Annotated in this window: 15 protein-coding genes; 14 read left to right on the top strand and 1 reads right to left on the bottom strand. The window is 46.3% G+C overall.

Annotation, left to right across the window (positions count from 1 at the left end; translation table 11 throughout):
- Window positions 1–66 precede the first annotated feature (66 nt).
- The 8 genes from IAE55_RS17985 to IAE55_RS17950 all read left to right on the top strand — a co-directional run bounded on the left by IAE55_RS17985 (window position 67) and on the right by IAE55_RS17950 (window position 11,328).
- The gene (locus IAE55_RS17985; protein WP_200633428.1) at window positions 67–4,698 is read left to right on the top strand and encodes a family 43 glycosylhydrolase; all 4,632 of its coding nucleotides are present in this window, start codon (window positions 67–69) and stop codon (window positions 4,696–4,698) included.
- 914 nt (window positions 4,699–5,612) lie between these two features.
- Window positions 5,613–6,098: a sigma-70 family RNA polymerase sigma factor gene (locus IAE55_RS17980; protein ID WP_192714001.1), complete on the top strand. Its 486-nt coding sequence runs from the start codon at window positions 5,613–5,615 to the stop codon at window positions 6,096–6,098.
- A complete protein-coding gene (locus IAE55_RS17975; protein WP_200633427.1) occupies window positions 6,098–7,174 on the top strand; it encodes an anti-sigma factor in 1,077 nt (358 codons plus the stop codon). The genes IAE55_RS17980 and IAE55_RS17975 overlap by 1 nt, the downstream gene beginning before the upstream one ends.
- Window positions 7,156–7,491, top strand: coding sequence for a hypothetical protein (locus tag IAE55_RS17970; protein WP_192714003.1), 336 nt, complete (start codon window positions 7,156–7,158; stop codon window positions 7,489–7,491). Before IAE55_RS17975 ends, IAE55_RS17970 begins: the two co-directional genes overlap by 19 nt.
- Window positions 7,492–7,847: 356 nt before the next feature.
- Window positions 7,848–8,714, top strand: a complete 867-nt coding sequence (locus IAE55_RS17965; protein WP_200633426.1) for a class I SAM-dependent methyltransferase — start codon at window positions 7,848–7,850, stop codon at window positions 8,712–8,714.
- A gap of 99 nt (window positions 8,715–8,813) precedes the next feature.
- The gene (locus IAE55_RS17960) at window positions 8,814–9,695 is read left to right on the top strand and encodes a fumarylacetoacetate hydrolase family protein (RefSeq protein WP_200633425.1); all 882 of its coding nucleotides are present in this window, start codon (window positions 8,814–8,816) and stop codon (window positions 9,693–9,695) included.
- A 275-nt stretch (window positions 9,696–9,970) separates the two neighbouring features.
- Complete coding sequence (locus IAE55_RS17955) at window positions 9,971–10,489, top strand: NUDIX hydrolase (RefSeq protein WP_200633424.1); 519 nt, start codon at window positions 9,971–9,973, stop codon at window positions 10,487–10,489.
- Window positions 10,490–10,815: 326 nt separating this feature from the next.
- Window positions 10,816–11,328: a DUF4871 domain-containing protein gene (locus tag IAE55_RS17950; RefSeq protein WP_200633423.1), complete on the top strand. Its 513-nt coding sequence runs from the start codon at window positions 10,816–10,818 to the stop codon at window positions 11,326–11,328.
- Window positions 11,329–11,673: 345 nt separating this feature from the next.
- Here IAE55_RS17950 and IAE55_RS17945 read toward each other — a convergent pair whose 3' ends face one another.
- Window positions 11,674–12,594 (bottom strand): MmyB family transcriptional regulator, encoded by a 921-nt coding sequence (locus IAE55_RS17945; protein WP_200633422.1) that lies wholly within the window; start codon window positions 12,592–12,594, stop codon window positions 11,674–11,676.
- 126 nt (window positions 12,595–12,720) lie between these two features.
- Here IAE55_RS17945 and IAE55_RS17940 point away from each other — a divergent pair, with 126 nt between their 5' ends.
- The 6 genes from IAE55_RS17940 (at window position 12,721) to IAE55_RS17915 (ending at window position 19,145) form a co-directional block, all read left to right on the top strand.
- Window positions 12,721–13,662, top strand: a complete 942-nt coding sequence (locus IAE55_RS17940; RefSeq protein WP_200633421.1) for a zinc-binding dehydrogenase — start codon at window positions 12,721–12,723, stop codon at window positions 13,660–13,662.
- Window positions 13,663–14,035: 373 nt separating this feature from the next.
- On the top strand, window positions 14,036–15,229 hold the full coding sequence (locus tag IAE55_RS17935) for an aminotransferase-like domain-containing protein (RefSeq protein WP_200633420.1): 1,194 nt from the start codon (window positions 14,036–14,038) through the stop codon (window positions 15,227–15,229).
- 95 nt (window positions 15,230–15,324) lie between these two features.
- Window positions 15,325–16,431: an iron-containing alcohol dehydrogenase family protein gene (locus IAE55_RS17930; protein ID WP_145163913.1), complete on the top strand. Its 1,107-nt coding sequence runs from the start codon at window positions 15,325–15,327 to the stop codon at window positions 16,429–16,431.
- A 24-nt stretch (window positions 16,432–16,455) separates the two neighbouring features.
- A complete protein-coding gene (locus IAE55_RS17925; RefSeq protein ID WP_260986998.1) occupies window positions 16,456–17,484 on the top strand; it encodes an ABC transporter substrate-binding protein in 1,029 nt (342 codons plus the stop codon).
- An 82-nt stretch (window positions 17,485–17,566) separates the two neighbouring features.
- Complete coding sequence (locus IAE55_RS17920) at window positions 17,567–18,361, top strand: ABC transporter permease subunit (RefSeq protein WP_145163915.1); 795 nt, start codon at window positions 17,567–17,569, stop codon at window positions 18,359–18,361.
- A gap of 40 nt (window positions 18,362–18,401) precedes the next feature.
- Window positions 18,402–19,145 (top strand): ATP-binding cassette domain-containing protein, encoded by a 744-nt coding sequence (locus IAE55_RS17915; RefSeq protein ID WP_145163973.1) that lies wholly within the window; start codon window positions 18,402–18,404, stop codon window positions 19,143–19,145.
- Window positions 19,146–19,280 lie beyond the last annotated feature (135 nt).

Below are 19,280 nucleotides of genomic sequence, written 5' to 3'. Positions count from 1 at the left end.
ATTTTTTAAATTTTCTCTGAAAGTAGAATGAGGACATGGCTGAAAAAATCAATGACAGGGGGATGGATGAAGTTGAAAGCGGTTTTATGGGATAGGAAAAGATTCAGGTATTTGCTGTTTTGTCTCGCAGTGCTGCTGATGCTGCCGCAATGGAACGGAGCGGCTATGGCGGCAGAGCAAACGCCAGATAGGGCGGATTTGGCATCCCGGCAGGAGGGAAAGGATGTGTCTGATTTCTACAATGTTATTATGCAGACAGGGGCCGACCCATGGGTTTACAAGCATACGGACGGCTACTACTACAATGTCTTTGTCAATGCCAGCGGCATCATGATCCGCAGAGCGAAGACCATTACCGGCATTGAGGCGGGCGAGAGAAGCCTAGCCTGGACACCGGTTAAAGGTACCATGTACAGTTCCGATGTTTGGGCGCCTGAAATGCACTATCTCAGAGATAACGATGGCCTATTCAAATGGTATATCTACTTCGCAGCTGACGACGGAACCAATGCAAACCATCGCATGTACGTGCTGGAGAACGCCAGTGATAATCCGATGACGGGAACCTGGGAGTTCAAAGGGAAGATTACCGATTCCACCGATCGTTGGGCAATTGACGGAACAGTGCTGACTGTAAATGAGGATCACTATTTTATTTGGTCCGGCTGGGAGGAAACCGACGGAAGCTTTCAAAATTTATATATCGCAAAGATGAGCGATCCACGGACCATCAGTTCGGAACGGGTCCTGATTTCAACGCCTGAATATGACTGGGAAACTTCCCCGGGGAGGATCAATGAAGGCCCCGAGGTCACTGTAAAAGGCGACACGATCAATCTGATCTATTCGGCCAACGGAAGCTGGACAGACAGTTACTCCCTCGGGTTGATCACGGCCAAGATTAGCGACGATTTAATGAACCCAGGCTCCTGGGAAAAGCGGGATAAGCCGATCTTTTCTAGCGCCAATGGTGTTTACGGACCTGGCCATCATAGTGTCGTCTCATCTCCTGATGGTACGGAGGACTGGATCATTTACCATGCTGCTCGCTGGCCAGGGTCAGGATGGACCCGTAAAGTCTACGCGCAGAAATTCACTTGGAATGACGACAATACGCCGAACTTGGGAGAGCCGGTAGATCCGAACATACCGATTGCCATACCTTCCGGCGAGCCGATGCGTAAGCGCTATGAAGCGGAGAATGCGTTGTTGGTGAAGGATCCGAATGGAGAAACTTCTCCGGCTGTCCAGCGGGAAAGCACCGCATCAGGCGGGATGAAAATCGCGGGTATCAAGAACGCCAATGATTATGCACAGTTTACAGTAAATGTGCCGGAGGCGGGATTCTATAACCTGTCCGTGCGCAATGCCAATGGCTCTCCCAATGCGGCGGATGCCTCCCATATATTGTCGGTCAACGGCGGCTCCGGTGCCAAATTGAACATCGTCTATTCTGGTCCGAATCGTTGGGGAACCTCCGCGGCGAAAGTCTTCCTTAAGGAAGGCGACAATATCATCCGCTTCTCGAAAGGGAGCAATCTTGCCGAAATCGACAGTATGGATCTATTTAAGCTGGATACATCGGAAATTTTATTTGAATCCCCGGGATTCACCCTGGGGTTGAACGAAACCCGCAGTTTGCCCCTGTATACGGTAACGGGCGCTACCTATACTGCTATCGATACAGGAGCTACCTTCAGTTCTTCCGACACGAAGGTAGCCATTATTGATGAAGGGGATCAGATTAAAGCTGTCGGGGCGGGCAGTACGACAATTACCGCGACATATAATGGGAAAACAACAACGGCCGCGGTAACCATAGTCGCAGAGCCTAGATCGGTGCAGTCACTTGACATGAGCGGATTGGACAGCGTCCTGACCAGCGGACAGAGTAGCCGTCCATTGCAGGTAACTGCTCGCTATAACAACTATGAAATGAAGAATGTGACAGCTGATGCTCAGTATACCAGCAGCGATCCTGAGGTGGCCCGGATTGATACTGTCTCGGTCACCCCTTCGGTATACGCAGATAAACCGGGTACAGCTCTTATTACAGCCGAATACAACGGCAGCAAAACGGCAATCCATTTGACGGTAATTGAGGCTTCTGATGCGGTTCAGGTGGTTTCCGAAGTGAAGACTCCTTCCGGAGTGACTCCTGATCCGCCCAGCGTTGTGGATATTGTCTATAATAGCGAGTCGATGACGGCGGAAGTTGTCAGCTGGAAGCCGGAGGGAATGGACTTCAGTTCTCTTGGTACGGTTCAGGTGCCAGTCATTCTGAAGGTGGATGGCCGAGATATTCCTTCCACTGTATCCGTAGAAGTTGTTGCAGGATGGGGCCTTGATGACATTGTGAATCAGCTCCGCAATAGACTGGCGAATTTCTCTTATCCGTTGGGCACTGGGTTAGGCAACTATAGCCAATCCAAGTATGACGCTTTTGTGGCCGAGGTGGATAAAGCGGAGGAGATGGCCTTCAACCCGGATCTGAGCAAAGAGCAGTTTGACGGGGAACTGGATAATCTCGCTCAGGCGGAAGAGGCTCTGTTAGGTTCGCTTAACAGCGTGCAGGATGGCGTTGCCTATAATGCTTACCGGGATTTCTCCGGCGATACGGTAGGCAAATACCCTTACGGTATCACCACCGAAGATCTGACCAATGGAGCTACCGCAACGGTAAAGGAAGAGGATGGGAATAAATTTCTTCGACTGACCACGACCGCTACCTCGGGCAAGGCAAACCTGTTCCTGCCATATACAGGGGAGGTAAAAGCGGAGGGGGATCAGCGCATCGTCATCGAATATCGCGCCAGATTAAACAGCAGCTTCCAATACGCGAATGGCGCCATGATGAGAAACGACAGCGGTACCGGCAATTATTCGATGGTCACTGCTTTTGATACCGGTAAGTTTATTGTACAGAACGGTGGATCCAAGAAAGCAGTCCAAAACGTGTCCTACAATACTTGGTACAAAATCAAAATGGTGGCCAACTGGGATAACAAGACCTACACCGTCTATCTCGACGATGTTCCGGTAGCTACGGATTACAATTTCCGCCATACAGGCGGTGACAAGCTGATCGGACAACGGTTCGGTATTGACGGATACGCCAATGCCTCCATCGATTTTGATGATTTCAAAGCTATGGTCATAGGAGGACCAAAGGCTGCGCCAGAGGGTCTTGGGAAAGTCGATGAAACAGCGGCTGGCGCCAATGATGGACGTATCACCGGGGTGAATGATTCCATGGAATGGTCTTCAGATCATGGGGGCACCTGGCTAAATGTAGAAGGTGATACACTTGCCAATCTGCCGCCCGGAACGTACTGGGTTCGATACCGCGAAACGGACACACATAAAGCAAGTCCTTATGTGGAGTTCACTATTATGGCTTTTAATCAATCGATTCCTGTCACTAGTGTGAGACTAAACCAAACCAGTGCACAATTGTATACCAACTATGGTCGCTCTACTGTCCAGCTCACCGCACATGTAGAACCCGCTGAAGCATCTAATAAGACCGTGATTTGGAGCACGTCAAATCCGGCTGTAGCTACTGTGGATGAGCACGGACTTGTGCGTGCCCACGCTTCTGGCACGACTGTGATTACGGCGACTACTACAGATGGCAGTTACACAGCGTCTTGCGTTGTGACTGTCGGTGTATATGCGACCAGCGGCGGCAGCAATTCTGGTGACGAGCCTGCCAGTTCGACTGCCCCATCTAAGCCTGCCCCGATCACTAAGAATGGGGACGGCAGCACAACTACTATCGACACAGACCAGGCAACCGGAACGGTTACGGAAACCACCGTCTGGCCGAATGGCGACCGTAAAGTCATCACGAAGGAACGCAGTGGCACTCTGACCGAAGTGGTCACGAAGCAAGACGGCAGCAAAAGCGAGACAGTGAGCAAGCCGGACGGAAGCAGCCGTTCTGTCGTCACCGATTCGCAGGGTGTGAAGGTTGAGACAATCACGACGTCTCTAGGGGAAGTAACGGCCGAAGTTCATCTACCCGAAGGAGTGGCACAAGCACGGATTACAATTCCCGTCAAGAAAGCCTCCGCCTCCACTGTAGCCTATACGGTCAGAGGTGACCGCTCCAGAACAATCATCGGGACCTCCGTAATGACGGAGAATGGATTGAGTATCCTAGTCAGGGGCGATGTAACGGTGAAGCTGGTAGACAACAAGATCACATTTAAGGATGTTCCTGACCACCATTGGGCTGCGGATTCGATTGCTTTTACTGCTAGCCGTGAACTGTTCCTAGGGACAGATAAAGAGAATTTTGCCCCCAATGCATCCATGAGCCGCGCAATGCTCTTCACCGTGATGGCCCGGCTGGACGGCGCCGAGACCGAAGGGGGCTTGTATTGGTACAGCAAGGCGCAGGACTGGGCAGTGGCTGAGGGGATCAGCGACGGCAGCGTTCCGAAGGCTGCTATTACCCGTGAGCAGCTGATCACGCTCCTTTACCGGTACGGCGATCAACCTGCTGTGGACGGCATCGGCAAGAGCTTTGCGGACAGCGGCGAGATTTCCGCTTGGGCAAAGGACGCCATGAGCTGGGCTACGGAAGTGGGAATCCTGAACGGCAAGCCAGGGAACCTTCTGGACCCTGCCAGTGTTGTCTCGCGGGCTGAAGTATCCATCATGCTCGCGCGCTTTATAGCTTGGCTAAAGTAATGCATCTTGTTAGAAATCCGATTAATGGAAGTGTGGCTCCGATTGTTTTACCGAGACAAAACTCGAACGCTTGTTAACAAACGGCGCGTGAGTACATTGGTCAAACCTTCGATATGATTCATCTTATCTTGGTCAGCTCTTCCCATTCGATGGGCCCATTCGACCCGGTGTCTCGGATGGATGTGTGCTCCAGCTTGAATTCGAGAATCGATATCCGAACTGCGGATCTTGAGCGATCGCGACTCGAATATGTTGCTCAAGATCCGCTAAGCATTCTCCCGGCAAGGAGATTTTTCTTGCATTATTGAAAGACCCAAATGAAAGCTCTTGCGAAAGGAGGGGAAAGAAAAAATATAAGCGCAAACAAATTGAATCTTGAGTTGTGGTCTAAAGTGGTCAGATATTCAAGTCGTATGATTGCGGTGATGATCATGATCGCCCTTTTTGCCGGGATGTTGCCCACCTATGCAGCAGGTAATCCATCCCCTAGAAACGAAGGTCTAGTCATCTCGACATGCTCCTGCGGACCAATGGATAAGTCATCGGAGTAACCAAATAAATGCAAAGGAGAACATTTCCTTATCAGGAGCCGTATCATACTTTTTTTTAATACTACAAAGGGAAGCATCTTACTTATATCTTGTCTTCCGAATCGAACAGACCGAGAATCACTAAAATCCATTATCATTTCCTCCTCTTAAAGAAGGTCTGATTTTGGGTTCTTTTTATTTTATTGTGATTTTTTTATGGTTGGGGCGGTGGAACTGTTTCCTGTTTTCAAAAAGTAAGCCGCCTTGGATTCGGGATTATAACCAACAAAACACTGGGTTTGCAGTTAAATTTTTTAAAAAAATACATAATTTCATGCAACTTTATTAATACGCTAAACGTGGATACATTGAAAGGAGTACACAATGGATTTAGAGCTTCTTTATCAACGGTATGTAAATGATTTATACCGATATTTATTTTCCCTTTCAAATGATCATTATTTAGCGGAGGATATGGTGCATGAAACATTCTATCGGGCTTATTTATACTTAGAAAGTAGTGAAGTTGATGCAGTTAAGCCATGGCTATTTAAAGTAGGTTACCGCGTGTTTATTGACTATACGCGCAAAAGAAAGAGGTTAATTTTAAAAGAAAAACTAAATGAACAACTAGATTACCGGTCACCGGAAAAACATACTATCGACAAAGATGGTTTACAAAATCTCCTTAGATTAATACGAACTCTGTCTGACAATGAGGCCCAAGCTATTTTACTCTGTGATTTTCATCAGCTAAAACTGATCGAAGCTGCGGATATACTGAATCTTAATTTAAATACACTAAAAAGTCATCTAATACGCGGTAGAAGAAAATTAAGAGAAATACTTCAAAAAGAGAGGTCAAGGTAATGATGAAGGACGATGACGATAAGAAGAAGGACGATCAATCGGGATCTGATGATACAAATCAAAATGTAAAAGGACCTAAATTTAAAACTCATGACGATTATTATGATACCCTTAATGATTTTGTTAATGACTATAGGTCAATTGAGAATTTCGAGGGATCCCAAGAACAGAAAATAATAAAAAAGGCAAAATTCCACTCGAGAATGACAACGATTATAAGTGTGCTCGCAATTCTATTATTATTAAATCCAGCTCTTACTATTGTCACCTATATGTATTACTCGGGAAAAGCGAACCAGATGTTAGACACCATAAGCAAAGTTGCATATGTTACAGAACCAAACACTAAAATAGAAGGGCAGGGTATAAGCAGTAAAATTGGGATTTTTTCTATGGATGCATATTTTTACACTCTTAAAAGGGTAGGGAAAGAAGACTTTAGAACTGCCGAATATAATATTCATTTTCTAGGAAATCATGTTTCTTCAGTAGATCGAAGGAATTTACTTGATAAACCGGTACCCGAAGCTTTTGTTTCATCTGAAAGCACTGGATTTCTTCACCCTGATGCTTCTATGACATTTGATGATTTTAGGGAGCGAGAAGTCCTTAATGGCCTGGCCTCTGATACTGTAGCAGAAGTTTATATTTCTTTTGATAAAGATTACACACCAGAAGAAATCAACAATTACTTTCCGAACCTTGATGTTGTTTGGGTAGCGGTTGAAACCGGGGAATCTGGTGAAAATGCAGAGGGCATATATACATCGCCATTAGGCTATCCCTTTATGAAAGATAGCGATCCCTGGTCACCATTTATTGGGTCGAAATCAAATGAAGAAACTTTTATCAGTATATTGAAGTCACTGTCCAAAAATGAAAAATTAGCAACCCAAGTTTCTAGGGCAAAAGCCCTTTCTATATCCAAGGGTTTAACTTATATAGAGAAGAATGGTATTAAAATATATGGTGCAGTCGTTACCGGCCCAGTCAATGAGATAAGAAAAATTGAAGACAAGCCTATGATTCGTACCATAAAGGTGGAGGATTCTAAATTATGGAATTGGCATTCATAAAAGGAAAAGATCCTAACAAGAAGGAATGCACTTGGAAGTGGCAGATATTTAATATCTTAGGCATGATATCTTCATTCTTAGGAATTTTGGAATTGGCTATCATTAATATTGGTTTAATACAACAAGACTTGTTAGTAATGAATATATTCCCGTTAAAGGAAACTGGGATTATAGGATTGGTTTTGGGAGTTCTGGGTCTTTTTAAGAGAAGGGGAACAAGGTCATATGCGTGGTGGGGAATAATTTTAAATGCATTTATCTTATTTTTTAGCTATACTATTTTGATTTTTGCTTTATTCATAAACACAAAACCATGATATAAGAAACTTCTGTTTGATTAAAACAGAAGAATGATGATAAGGTTGTAAGACGACAAGAACATACAAGCTTATAAGCCGCGTAAAATTGCGGCTTTTTTTGTTTTAAAGATATTGTAGTTTTTAGCATTTTATAATACGTGTCTGAGCAGGGTCCAAAGAAGAACCGAATACGATAAGCTGATGCCCGCAAAAACGGAATAACATATATATAACTGACTTCAGACATTAAGCTAACGGGCAAAATAGTGCTAATTAGACTACAGGAATATCGACAAATTCACCCCCTAACTTTTATTAAGAATTTAATTTATATTGAATTTGTGAACAATTAAAGTACGGTTAGGAGGGGAGAAATGAGTCAACTCCGGAACTACTACGAGAATTCACAAAATAAAGAAAGCATACAATTGATTTATAACACAGGTAATAATCTTAATGCTAAGTATGAGGTCATGGGTAAATACGGAATATCAAAAGAAATGTTTGAAACTTGGACCATAGATAAGCTTAACTTGTTGGGCAGTGAACGCGTTCTTGATATTGGGACAGGGAATGGGAGGTTCTCGATCCCCACCAGTAAAATTTTGAAGAATAATGGCGGGTTTATGGTTTGCTGTGACTTAACAGAAGGAGTTATGAATTCAGCACGTATTCAGGCAGAACAGGAAGGGCTACCTATCCTCCATATGATTGCTGACGCTGAGAAATTGCCGTTTCTTTCTGATGAGTTTGATGTCGTCATGGCTAATCACATGCTTTACCATCTACCTGATTTGAAAAAAGGATTGAAGGAAATTAGCAGAGTTTTAAGAAATACAGGACAATTTTTAGCTACTACTAATAGCAGCCAGGGGATGCCTGAATTCTTCGCACTGCATCAGGAGACAATGCATCAGTTACATATACCATTTGAAATTAAAGAAGATCCGATTCCTTTTTCCTTAGAAAATGGGGAAGCAATACTGTTAGAGCACTTTAATCGAGTAAAACTATTAACTTATGAGGCAGGATTCAAGGTAACAGATCCAGAGCCTGTGTTAAAATACTATATGGCAACTCAACTCTATCAAGGTCCTTTTCATGACATATCATTAAGTCGAGAACAACGGGAAGCAATCTCACACACTTTCCTTACTCTAACTAGACAAAAAATTGAATCATGCGGTGGAGAATTAGTCATTTCAAAACCAGTCGCGGCTTTTATTTGTGAATTGAATTAACTAACAGGAACGATAGAACCGAAGTTCATGATGGGCTTGCCACTCTACATCGATGGCGTCCTCGTCTTCGGAAAAAATGCTTAGGGAGGACCATATCCTATGAAACTGCTAACCTATCTTGAAGGTAATACATACCGTCTCGGTGTCGCTACCGAGGTAGGCATCGTCGACGTTGCGGCGGCGCTTGGTGACGGCCCGGGGCCACGCACCGTACACGAAGTGATCGAAGGAGGGGAGGAAGCGATACGGACGCTGCAGCAAGCAGTTAACCGCACACTGGCGTCTTGCAGCGACGTCCTGCTCGGAAAATCTGGTCTCAAGCTCGGACCGTGTGTTACACACCCGAACAAAATCATTTGCGTCGGCCTTAATTACCGCAAACACGCCGAGGAGACAAACGCGCCAATCCCGGAGTCTCCGATTCTGTTCAGCAAATTCAGCAACACGTTGGCTGGTGACGGCGAAGACGTGCCGCTGCCGCGCACATCGCAGAAAGTTGACTACGAAGCCGAGCTCGTTATCGTGATTGGCAAGACGGCCAAATATGTCGCCAAGGAAGAGGCGCTGGACTACGTATTCGGCTACTGCGCCGCCAACGATTTGTCGGCGCGTGACCTGCAGATGCGCACTCAGCAGTGGCTGCTTGGGAAGTCGTGCGACAAATTTTCGCCGCTCGGGCCGTACCTCGTTACCGCGGACGAGGTCGGCGATCCGAACGCATTAGACATCAAGTGCATAGTAAACGGAGAAGTGCGACAGCATTCCAACACGTCGGACATGATTTTCCGCTGCGACGAGATCGTCAGCTACATTTCGCACCATATGACGCTCATGCCCGGCGACATTATTTTGACCGGGACGCCGGAAGGCGTCGTGCTCGGCAAACCGCCAGAGAATCAGGTCTACTTAAAGGCCGGCGACATCGTCACGATCAATATCGAGAAGCTGGGCAGCCTCACGAACCGCATGATATCCGAATAAGCCTGCACTTGAAAAAGGGACCCGACGCAGCGCCTGAGCCAGCAGCGGGTCTTTTTTTGCCATCGTTAAGGGGCGCTTGCTAATACATTCCCGAAAGCACCACCCCAGTCAGAATTTACCCGAAACCTTTAATGAGAGATGATGTTAATGGAAAGCGCTGACACGAATAAGTCGCCGAAATTTTCGAATTACACTCATTTTATACAAAACATTTATGATATAAAAATCCATATTGTAAGACGACAAGCTAATTTCATGTTATATGATGATTGAGGATGCTTGTGAATGGGGGGATTTCTTTGGTAGATGCATATTTGCCGCCAAAACATCAGATTTCAGTGTCGGCACTCATTGAGAATAATAAAGGTGAAGTTCTGTTAGTAAAGACTCATTGGCGCTCGGACACGTGGGAATTCCCTGGTGGAAATGTAGAAGAAGGTGAATCACTTGATGATGCATTTACTCGTGAAGTCCTTGAAGAGACTGGAATTCTGATACGTCCCATTGGTGTAACGGGAATTTATTACAAGGAAACAAGCAATCTATTATCGGTGGTATTTAGAGCAGACATCATTGATGGCCAATTAAAAATTCAGCCAGAAGAGATAGTGGAAGCTATGTTTGTAAGGTTGACGGTGAGCAACATAGAACAGTACATTACTCGTCCTCATATGAAGTCAAGATCATTAGATGCAATTCGGAGTAAGGGTTTCGTACCTTATGAATTTTGGAAGACAAAGCCGTTTCAACGGATTTCTCGCTTAGACCCTCACGGTGTACAACCTGAAGTGTAGCAACCAAGTCCTTTAAGCTAACGGGAAATGATAGCTCAACGAAGATATTTGAGGGCAGCCGATCTAAAAGCTGGCTGCTTTTTCCTCAACTAACGGGAAGGATAACGGAGAGTAGGGGGCTGCTGTTTATTTTGTAAGCGACAGGAACATAGACGCTTAATAGCCGCGTAGGAGCAACTTTTTATGTTTTAACACTATATGTTATTGTCCAAACCCGACGACAAGAACATATTTCGTTGGCCGAAAAAGACAAGAACATATATGGTTACCGTGGTTGATAAGGATTCACATTACAGATCTATACGGAATTTTGAGGAAAGAATACGTTGTCGGAAATAATGGAACGGAGAGCGTATAAGATTAAATCATTAGCTATTGCGGCTCCGCTAACGGGAGGAGTGATTATTGTGAAATTTCTTTGTACTAGCATATTAATCGTTGGATTGCTAATTTTATTTGGTTGTTCAAATACTTCTGAAAAAGATGCAGAAGTCAGCCCAAAGTTTGTAAGTGAAGGAATCGAAATGCAAGGCATAGAAGGGAAAATCGGTATCTTGGGACCAGATTTCGTGGCGAATCAGGCTAATAAACATATGTGGCACTTATGGGGAAGTAAAGCTGATTTGGACGGGGAATTTAAAGTCGATGCCATTAATATAAAATCCGGTGAGAAGATAAATCCGTTTATTGTTGATAATCCTACATCATTGTTCGGTCCAAATAACGGTGCAGATGCACATTTACCATCCTCAATGAAGCTACCGAAACCTGGCATTTGGCAGCTTAGCGCTTATATTGATGAAAAGTTGTTCGGCAGTATTAATGTCGAAGTCAAATGATTATTCAACTAACGGGAGACTATAGTTTAATAAAAGCTTTCGGCTGCAGCGCTTTCAGGCATATTGTTCGCTGCAGGCATACGCAGTTTTCGGCTCGAAAATCGGAGGCACGGTATATGAATAAACGAAGGGATAAAAGAGAAGGGGACACGGAGACATTGCCGTTATTAGCGTGGAAAAAAACCCTGCAGCAGCCATGCGGGAATCGATATGAGTGGTGGCAAGATTAGTTTGATCTTCTGTAAGACGACAAGAACATACACGCTGAAAAGCCGCATAGCTGCGGCTTTTTTGGGTTTAACCATTTACGTTCTGTTCTTGCCAAATGGATTGCCCGTTCAAAATTTAGATTATCACTTGATAACGGTCAAGCATAGATTCAACGGGACAACCCAGCCATTCAAACATGTGTCTCGCCGGAAGGTCTTCGGGCAAAAAAGCCTCAATTCGGGGAAACATGTAGCTGCTGACGGATATGTGGATCTGGCGCACGCGAATGGGAAACCATTCCGAATCTTCTCCTTTACGAGCGAGGAGCATTTTTGGCTCGGAAATAGGGTCCGCAGGTGACTCCGCTTCATAATCCCAATAGGTTCTAAATTCTTCATATCGGTTAAAATCTTGCAGTAAGTCGCGATACCAAGCGTCGTAACGAAAATACATATTATTCAGCTTAAAGGTCTGAATTCCGTATATGGCATGAGACTCCCATTTCTGGAATGATTCCTCATTGAATGAGGACCGTTTGCGAATGGGTAAATCGGAACTGAAATGATTGTGGATCATATTAAAACGACCATGGTGAAGTGTATTATAACTCAAGCCATACAAACCCTGAAACATGGGATTCATGTCGGTAATATCAAACTTGTGGGTCGCAATGAAGGCGGGGAGAGGAAGACCACTCAGGATCAGCTTGGCTTGTTCTAAGGCTAGTTTAAGAGCTGTTCCCGCCAATTCGTAATGTTCCGGGATATAGCCTGCGGCAAGCAGAAGATCATTTCGTTCTGCTGATGTACACTCCAGATAATCGGCAATATCCATGATAGCCGTCCGGCTTGGAATGCGTCTTGAGCGGCCGGATAATATGTTTTTATACGAAGTAAAGGCTACATCGTTCAGCTCTTGCTGAGTAAATCGTTTCAGTTCCGGGTGGGACTCGAGTTCGCGGTATTGCTGTTGGCGCTTGCTTCTGACCGCTTCGATTTCACCGATTACCGCTTTAAGAACTTTTGTCTCCATATGAGCATTGGATGAATGAATCATGGTTCATCTCCTCTTTCCGGGAGGTGTATTTTTACTCTTGGTCAAAAGATGTTAGAGAATTATACTCCTAGGTAAATCCCCTGTCAATTTGGGGTTTTATCCAATATACGCCGAGGAGGAGCAATCATGGTACGTGCAATCATTGCAGACCCGTTAGTTACAGAGCGGCTTATTATAAAGGAAGTGGAACCGCCGATCCCCCAATCTAATGAGGCAATCGTTCAAGTAAAAGCCATTTCTCTAAACCGTGGTGAAATCAGGGATTCCTTGAGCGGAGACATTGAGCAACGACTAGGATGGGATTATTCAGGCATCGTGATCGAACAGGCAGCAGACGGATCGGGACCGGCAAAAGGGAGACGTGTCGTCGGACTACTCCCTTCCAGCGCATGGGCTGAACAAATTGCTGCCCGTACTTCCTTGATGTCTGAAATACCAGATTCGGTTTCTTTTGCACAGGCATCGACGATTCCAGTCGCCGGGCTCAGTGCCCTCTATGCGCTTAAAAAAAGGGGGCTTCTTCTTGGGAAAAAGGTGTTGATAACTGGATCTACGGGCGGGGTTGGCGTTTATGCCCATCAGCTCGCTGCCCGGACAGGAGCATTCGTGGTCGGAACAGCCAGATCGGAAGAGAGGGCTAATCTGGTTCGTGAAGACGGGGCAAATCAGATTATTGTTGGTGAACTTTCCGAAAGAGCAGGGCAGTTTGGACCTTATGATCTGATCATAGACACAGTTGGCGGGAATACGCTTGCGAGTCTGTTATCCCATCTGGCACCTGAGGGTGTTGGTGTTACGATGGGGTATTCCAGCTCACCATTTACATCCATAGACGTAAGGAACTTAATTCATACGGGCCGGACGACTTTATATGGATTGTATTTGTTAGAAGAATTAAAGGGCTATTCCGTACCGGATGATTTGCGGTATCTTACTGAGCAGATCGCGGAAGGAACACTGATTCCCAGAATTGAGGTGGAAGCACCATGGACAGATATCAAACGGGTAGCGGATCAATTAATGGAACGGAAGTATAGCGGAAAAGCAGTCCTGCATTTAGAAAATTAATACCCCACAATGGCCGCGGGGTTACGTCAGTAGGAAATGTCTCTTTCGCTTTATTCTTATTTGAATACATTTCAAACCAGGCATCAGAAATTCGGATCCGTTTGTGTATTGGGCTGAATTATGACTCCTAAAGAAAGATGCCCCACATAGATTCCTTTGGGTGCACCCTAAACGGGTGCCTTTTCTTATGCATTGACGATCATCAAGTCTGGATAAGGCTCTCCTTTTTTATGTCCCTGATAAAAAATCAATCCATATATTTGATTGTTCTATTATGAAGCATGGTTTTGTTTGATTATCATAAAACATATCGGAATTATTGGTTTTATCAATCTACATTTCAATGATGATTAGAAGGAGGGGGTTATTATTCATGGGGAACCTAGCTTATCCGTCCCGCTTTTCCAACCATTTACCACCACCGTCCATAGGTGGCACGAAATCGGCAGAACCAGAGCATGTCCATCTATCGTATGGTTTTCCGGCGTCGGATCTCTTGCCTATCAGGGAATTAAACGAGGCGGCTAATGCCGCACTTCATGTGGCCCGGGTTGATCTGCTGCATTATTCGGGGGCTCAAGGGCCTGTCAGAGTCAAGTCTTGGGTGCTAAATCGTGTTCGCAAATTTGGCTTACATGCGGAAGGGGGCAACTTTCTTCCGGTGTTTGGGGCGATTCAGGGGATTGATCTGACTGCACGGATTCTGATAAATCCCGGGGATGAGGTGTGGGTGGAAGCGCCGACCTTCTTCAATGCCCTGCAATCCTTTCGAGCTGCCGGCGCACATATCCGCTCCTTTCCTGTAGATGAAGAAGGCCTGCAGGTGAATCGGGTTGAAGAGGCTCTACAGAAGGCATCGGCAGAAGGCTGTAAATTACCTAAATTTATCTACGCCATGCCAACCTTTCAAAATCCTACAGGCTCAACGCTACCTATTGGGCGTAGACGGCAGCTGGCGCAACTAGCCAAAGATTATGATGTGTATATCTTGGAGGATGATGCATACGCTGAGCTGAGTTTCAATGGGACCACCCTCCCTGCTGTGTACTCGTTTGCTCCGGAACGGGTAATCTACGTCAGTACCTTTTCGAAAACGCTGGGTCCGGGACTCCGGCTGGGCTGGGTTATCGCCTCGGAAGAAATCATCCAGTACATGGCCACTTTATCGCTGGGAAGCCAGCTTAACCCATTTACGCAGGAGATCGTAGGGGAACTTCTTGAACACTATGATTTTGATAGGCAAGTAGAGCGTCTGAGCGATCGTTACCGCAGTCGGCGGGATACGATGATCCGGGCTCTGCATGAAGAACTGGGCAGTGAGATCCAGGTATCCGTACCAGACGGGGGATTCTTCATCTGGGTTACATTTGGCGAACATGTGGATGTAAATGCCGTAGCTCCTTTGGCACACAGAAGAGGTGTAAGCTTTGTTTCCGGAAATGCATTTTTCAACGATGGAAAAGGGGCCCGATACTTGCGACTTTGCTTCAGTCATTGCAGTGAGGAGCAAATCAGAAAAGGTATACGAAGCCTGGCTGAGGCTTATTATTCTATCTATTCGCGATAGGATCTTTGACCTTTTCACATTTGTATGAAAACCGGACACCAATACCTTATCGAGTTTCATGCATAAAATCCAGTTTACTTTAGGAGGTCAATTACATGGTCATCGTCAAAGCCCCTGCAATCTATATTAACAAGCCTAATATCCTCGCCAGCGGCGGAGAGAGGATTACATTGATCGGCAGAAAGCTACTTATTATTGGCGGCAAAACAGCATTGACGGCAGCGGCTCCCCTTCTAGCTAGTCTTGATGAAGTAAAGGCGGAGTATGAAATCCATACGTTTGCCGGGTATCCAACGTTGGAGCAGATTGCCCGGTATGTATCAGTAGCATCCGGCAAAGGATACGAAGCCGTTGTGGGCATTGGTGGAGGCAAAGCACTGGATGTGGTAAAGGCAGTAGCCGAACGCTTAGAGTTGCCGAGTATTACGGTGCCTACGGTGGCCGGAACATGCGCAGCCTGGTCGGCGCTGACGGTTCTTTATGATAATGAGGGACGTTCTGCAGGTTATCTGCCCCTCAATCAGTCCCCACAGTTGGTTCTCGCGGATACCCGTGTGTTGGCAGCGGCCCCAAGACGATATTTGGCATCCGGTATTGCGGATACGTATGTGAAATGGAACGAGACTGCAGTTAATATGAAAAATCTTCATTCAGATCTAGATATACGGCTTAGCGTACATACATCCCTATTAGCTGTTGAAGTGCTTGACCGATATGCGCAGGAGGCTTACGAAGCAGCATATGAGGATGAGGTTACTTGGGCATTTCACGAAACTAGTCAGGCCATTATCTGGCTTGCAGGACAGGTAGGTAGTGTCACTGGAGGACAGCCACGCATCGCGCTGGCCCATTCCCTTCACGACTGCCTTACCCAGTTTCCCGAGACGAAAGACACGCTGCACGGCGAAAAAATCGCCTTTTCCTTAATCGTCCATGCGATACTACAGGGACTTCCGCATGAAGAAATCCTGCAACTGGCTGGCAAACTGCACAAGCTCCACCTGCCGGTTACTCTAGAGCAGTTGGGATTTTGGGGAAATGCGGAGCAACATGCGGAAGCCATAGCCAAGGTGTTTCCGTTGGAGAAGGTGCAGGCGATAAAGTTGCCATTCACTGTGGATCGGGAAATGATTGCATTGGCGATTGTTCAGGCTGACCTTACGGGCAAACGGGTTATAGGACTGGCATCACCTGTATCCTAATAGACATAGAGAGGAGAACCTATTGTGAACAAGAGAAAGCTGTCAATTCTATCTGTCGTATTACCTTTCGTCATAGCCGTCATCCTGGCCGCTTGCGGAAATGAGAAAAATAGATCCGGAAATGAAGCGGAAGCTGCTGCTGCGGCAGGTTCGCCAGATGTGAGCAAAGTCACCTTAAAGGTCGGACAGACGGGGTGGGGAAATCTGGAGGCTGGATTTAAAGAGGCGGGTTTGGACGACACACCGTACAAAGTGGAGTTTAGCGTTTTTCAGGGTGGGAATCTGCAGTTGGAAGCGATGGCGGGAGACCATTTAGATATCGCGCTTACCAGCGAAATTCCACCGATCTTTGCCAGTCAAGCCGCGGATGGAGGTAACCTCCAAATCATCGCCATCCAGAAATCCGATACGCTGGAACAAGAACTCGTGATTCCAAAGGGTTCAACTGTAAGACAGGTATCGGATCTGAAAGGTAAGAAGGTCGCCTATGTTAAAAGCACGACAGCCCATTATTTTCTCGTAAAGATGCTGGAAGAAGCAGGACTAAGCTGGAGCGATATTGAGCCTGTCGCGCTCTCAACATCCGATGGACTTAGCGCTCTGATCGGCGGGAGTGTGGATGCGCTGGCAAGCTATGGCAATGCCATTATTTCGGCTCACCAGAACGGGGCGACGACGCTGGCCAGCGCTAAGGACATATTGTCAGGCAATTTCCCGGTGATTACGACTAAGGCGGATATTGCTGATCCAGCCAAACATGCAGCGATTGCCGATTTTCTGAACCGTTTAAATCAATATAATGAGTGGATCCACAATAATCAGAAAAAATGGGCAGAAATCGTAGCTGAAAATACAAAGCAACCGCTTGAACAGGCGCTTGAAACGTTGAAAAACAGCCAGGAGCAGCGGCCAACAAAGGTAACTGCCATTTCAGATGAGGCTATCGCCTCGCAGCAGGATGTCGCAGATACACTTCAATCTGTAGGGCTGCTGACGAAAAAGGTGGACGTGAAGTCGCTCTGGAGCGATGCCTTTACTCAAATGATTAAATAAAAAGTAATTCTGAAAAAAAAAGCGGAATAGGGCTGGTAATTGTTATTAGCCAGCCGTTCCATTTGAAAGGAGCCGCCAAACTATGAGTAAACCAAAAATCAAATACAACTTTTGGGTCTCGCCCATTACCCCTTGGCTGCTGCCTGTCGTTCTTCTTTTGGCCTGGCATGTTCTGACCGTTACTGGGATCATCCCGGCGAATAAACTTCCGCAGCCGCTGCAAGTCGTTAAAGAGCTTATTGTTTCTGTTAAAAGCGGCGTGCTGCTTGATAATATTGCGATCAGTGCAAGGCGGGCCTTGCTTGGATTTTTGATTGGGGGCGGAATTGGCTTTGTTCTCGGGTTAATCAATGGCTTCTCCTCTAAAGCGGAGATTCTAATGGATTCCTCGGTGCAGATGATCCGGAATGTGCCGCACTTGGCACTAATTCCTTTGGTGATCATGTGGTTTGGGATTGGTGAGGAAGTTAAGCTGCTGCTCGTGTCCCTCGGCGTGTTTTTTCCTATCTATCTCAATACCTTCCACGGAATAAGGTCAATAGACCGGGGGCTGATCGAAATGGCCAAGGTCTATGGACTGAAGGGCCTCGATCTGTACAAGGAAGTCATTCTCCCGGGTGCACTGCCTTCCATTCTGGTGGGAATCCGTTATTCACTCGGTATTATGTGGCTGACGCTTATTGTGGCCGAGACGGTGGCCGCAGACTCGGGCATCGGTTATATGGCCATGAACGCCAGAGAGTTTATGCAGCTCGATATTACCGTTCTTAGCATTATCATTTATGCGCTGTTGGGCAAGCTTTCAGATAGCATCGCCAAGGGATTGGAACGATGGCTACTCCAGTGGAACCCGAATTATAGTGTGGCCAAAAAGTAAAAGGGGGTGTAATGCGGTGTCTGAAATCGGAAAGGGAGCAATGCTGTGCCTAAACCATGTCCGCAAATATTTTGGTGAAAAGCGGATTCTGCAGCAAGTTGATCTGACGATTGAACGCGGAGAGTTTATCGCCGTCGTCGGGCGGAGCGGTTGTGGCAAAAGTACACTGCTCCGGCTGATTGCCGGGTTGGAGCAGCCGTCGGAAGGACTCATTTCCATCAACGAGAATGATCCTGCTACTTCTGGGAGCGGGCATACAAGGGTATTGTTTCAGGAGGCAAGACTCCTTCCATGGAAAACTGTATTGCAAAATGTGAGGATCGGTACTCCGGGAAAAGATAAAGCTAAGGCTGCGGAAGCGCTAAACCTAGTCGGTCTATCAGAACGAGAGGATGATTGGCCGCATTTTCTTTCCGGCGGACAGAAGCAGCGCGTTGCACTGGCACGGGCACTGGCAAGTAAGCCTACCCTTTTGCTGCTGGATGAACCGCTAGGCGCCTTGGACGCATTGACTCGGATTGAAATGCAGCAGTTGATCGAACGGCTCTGGCTTGAGCAGGGCTTCACCGTCATTCTCGTCACGCATGACGTCAGCGAAGCGGTTGCCTTGGCTGACAGGGTAATTCTGATTGAAGATGGGGTCATTTCATTGGATAAGCGAATTGCGCTGGACCGACCACGTGAAAGAGATAGTGGTTTTGCTTATTATGAAAATTTGATCCTCAACAAAGTACTTGGAAGGGAGGAGCCGCTGTTCCAGCGAACGGCCGGTTATACGATATAACGGCGTTATTCAAATAAACTTCTTAAGCGTTATTTTGGAAAAGGTGAAGCCAAATGAGCAAAGAGAATTGTTCTTGCAGTCCCTCCTCATAACGAGAAAGAACTTAAAAGAACGCGATCTTCTCATGCAGGAGTA

Origin of the sequence: Paenibacillus sp. S28, assembly GCF_016624415.1 — a bacterium.
GTDB lineage: Bacteria > Bacillota > Bacilli > Paenibacillales > Paenibacillaceae > Paenibacillus_AQ > Paenibacillus_AQ favisporus.
This window is presented reverse-complemented; position numbering and strand designations above follow the sequence as displayed.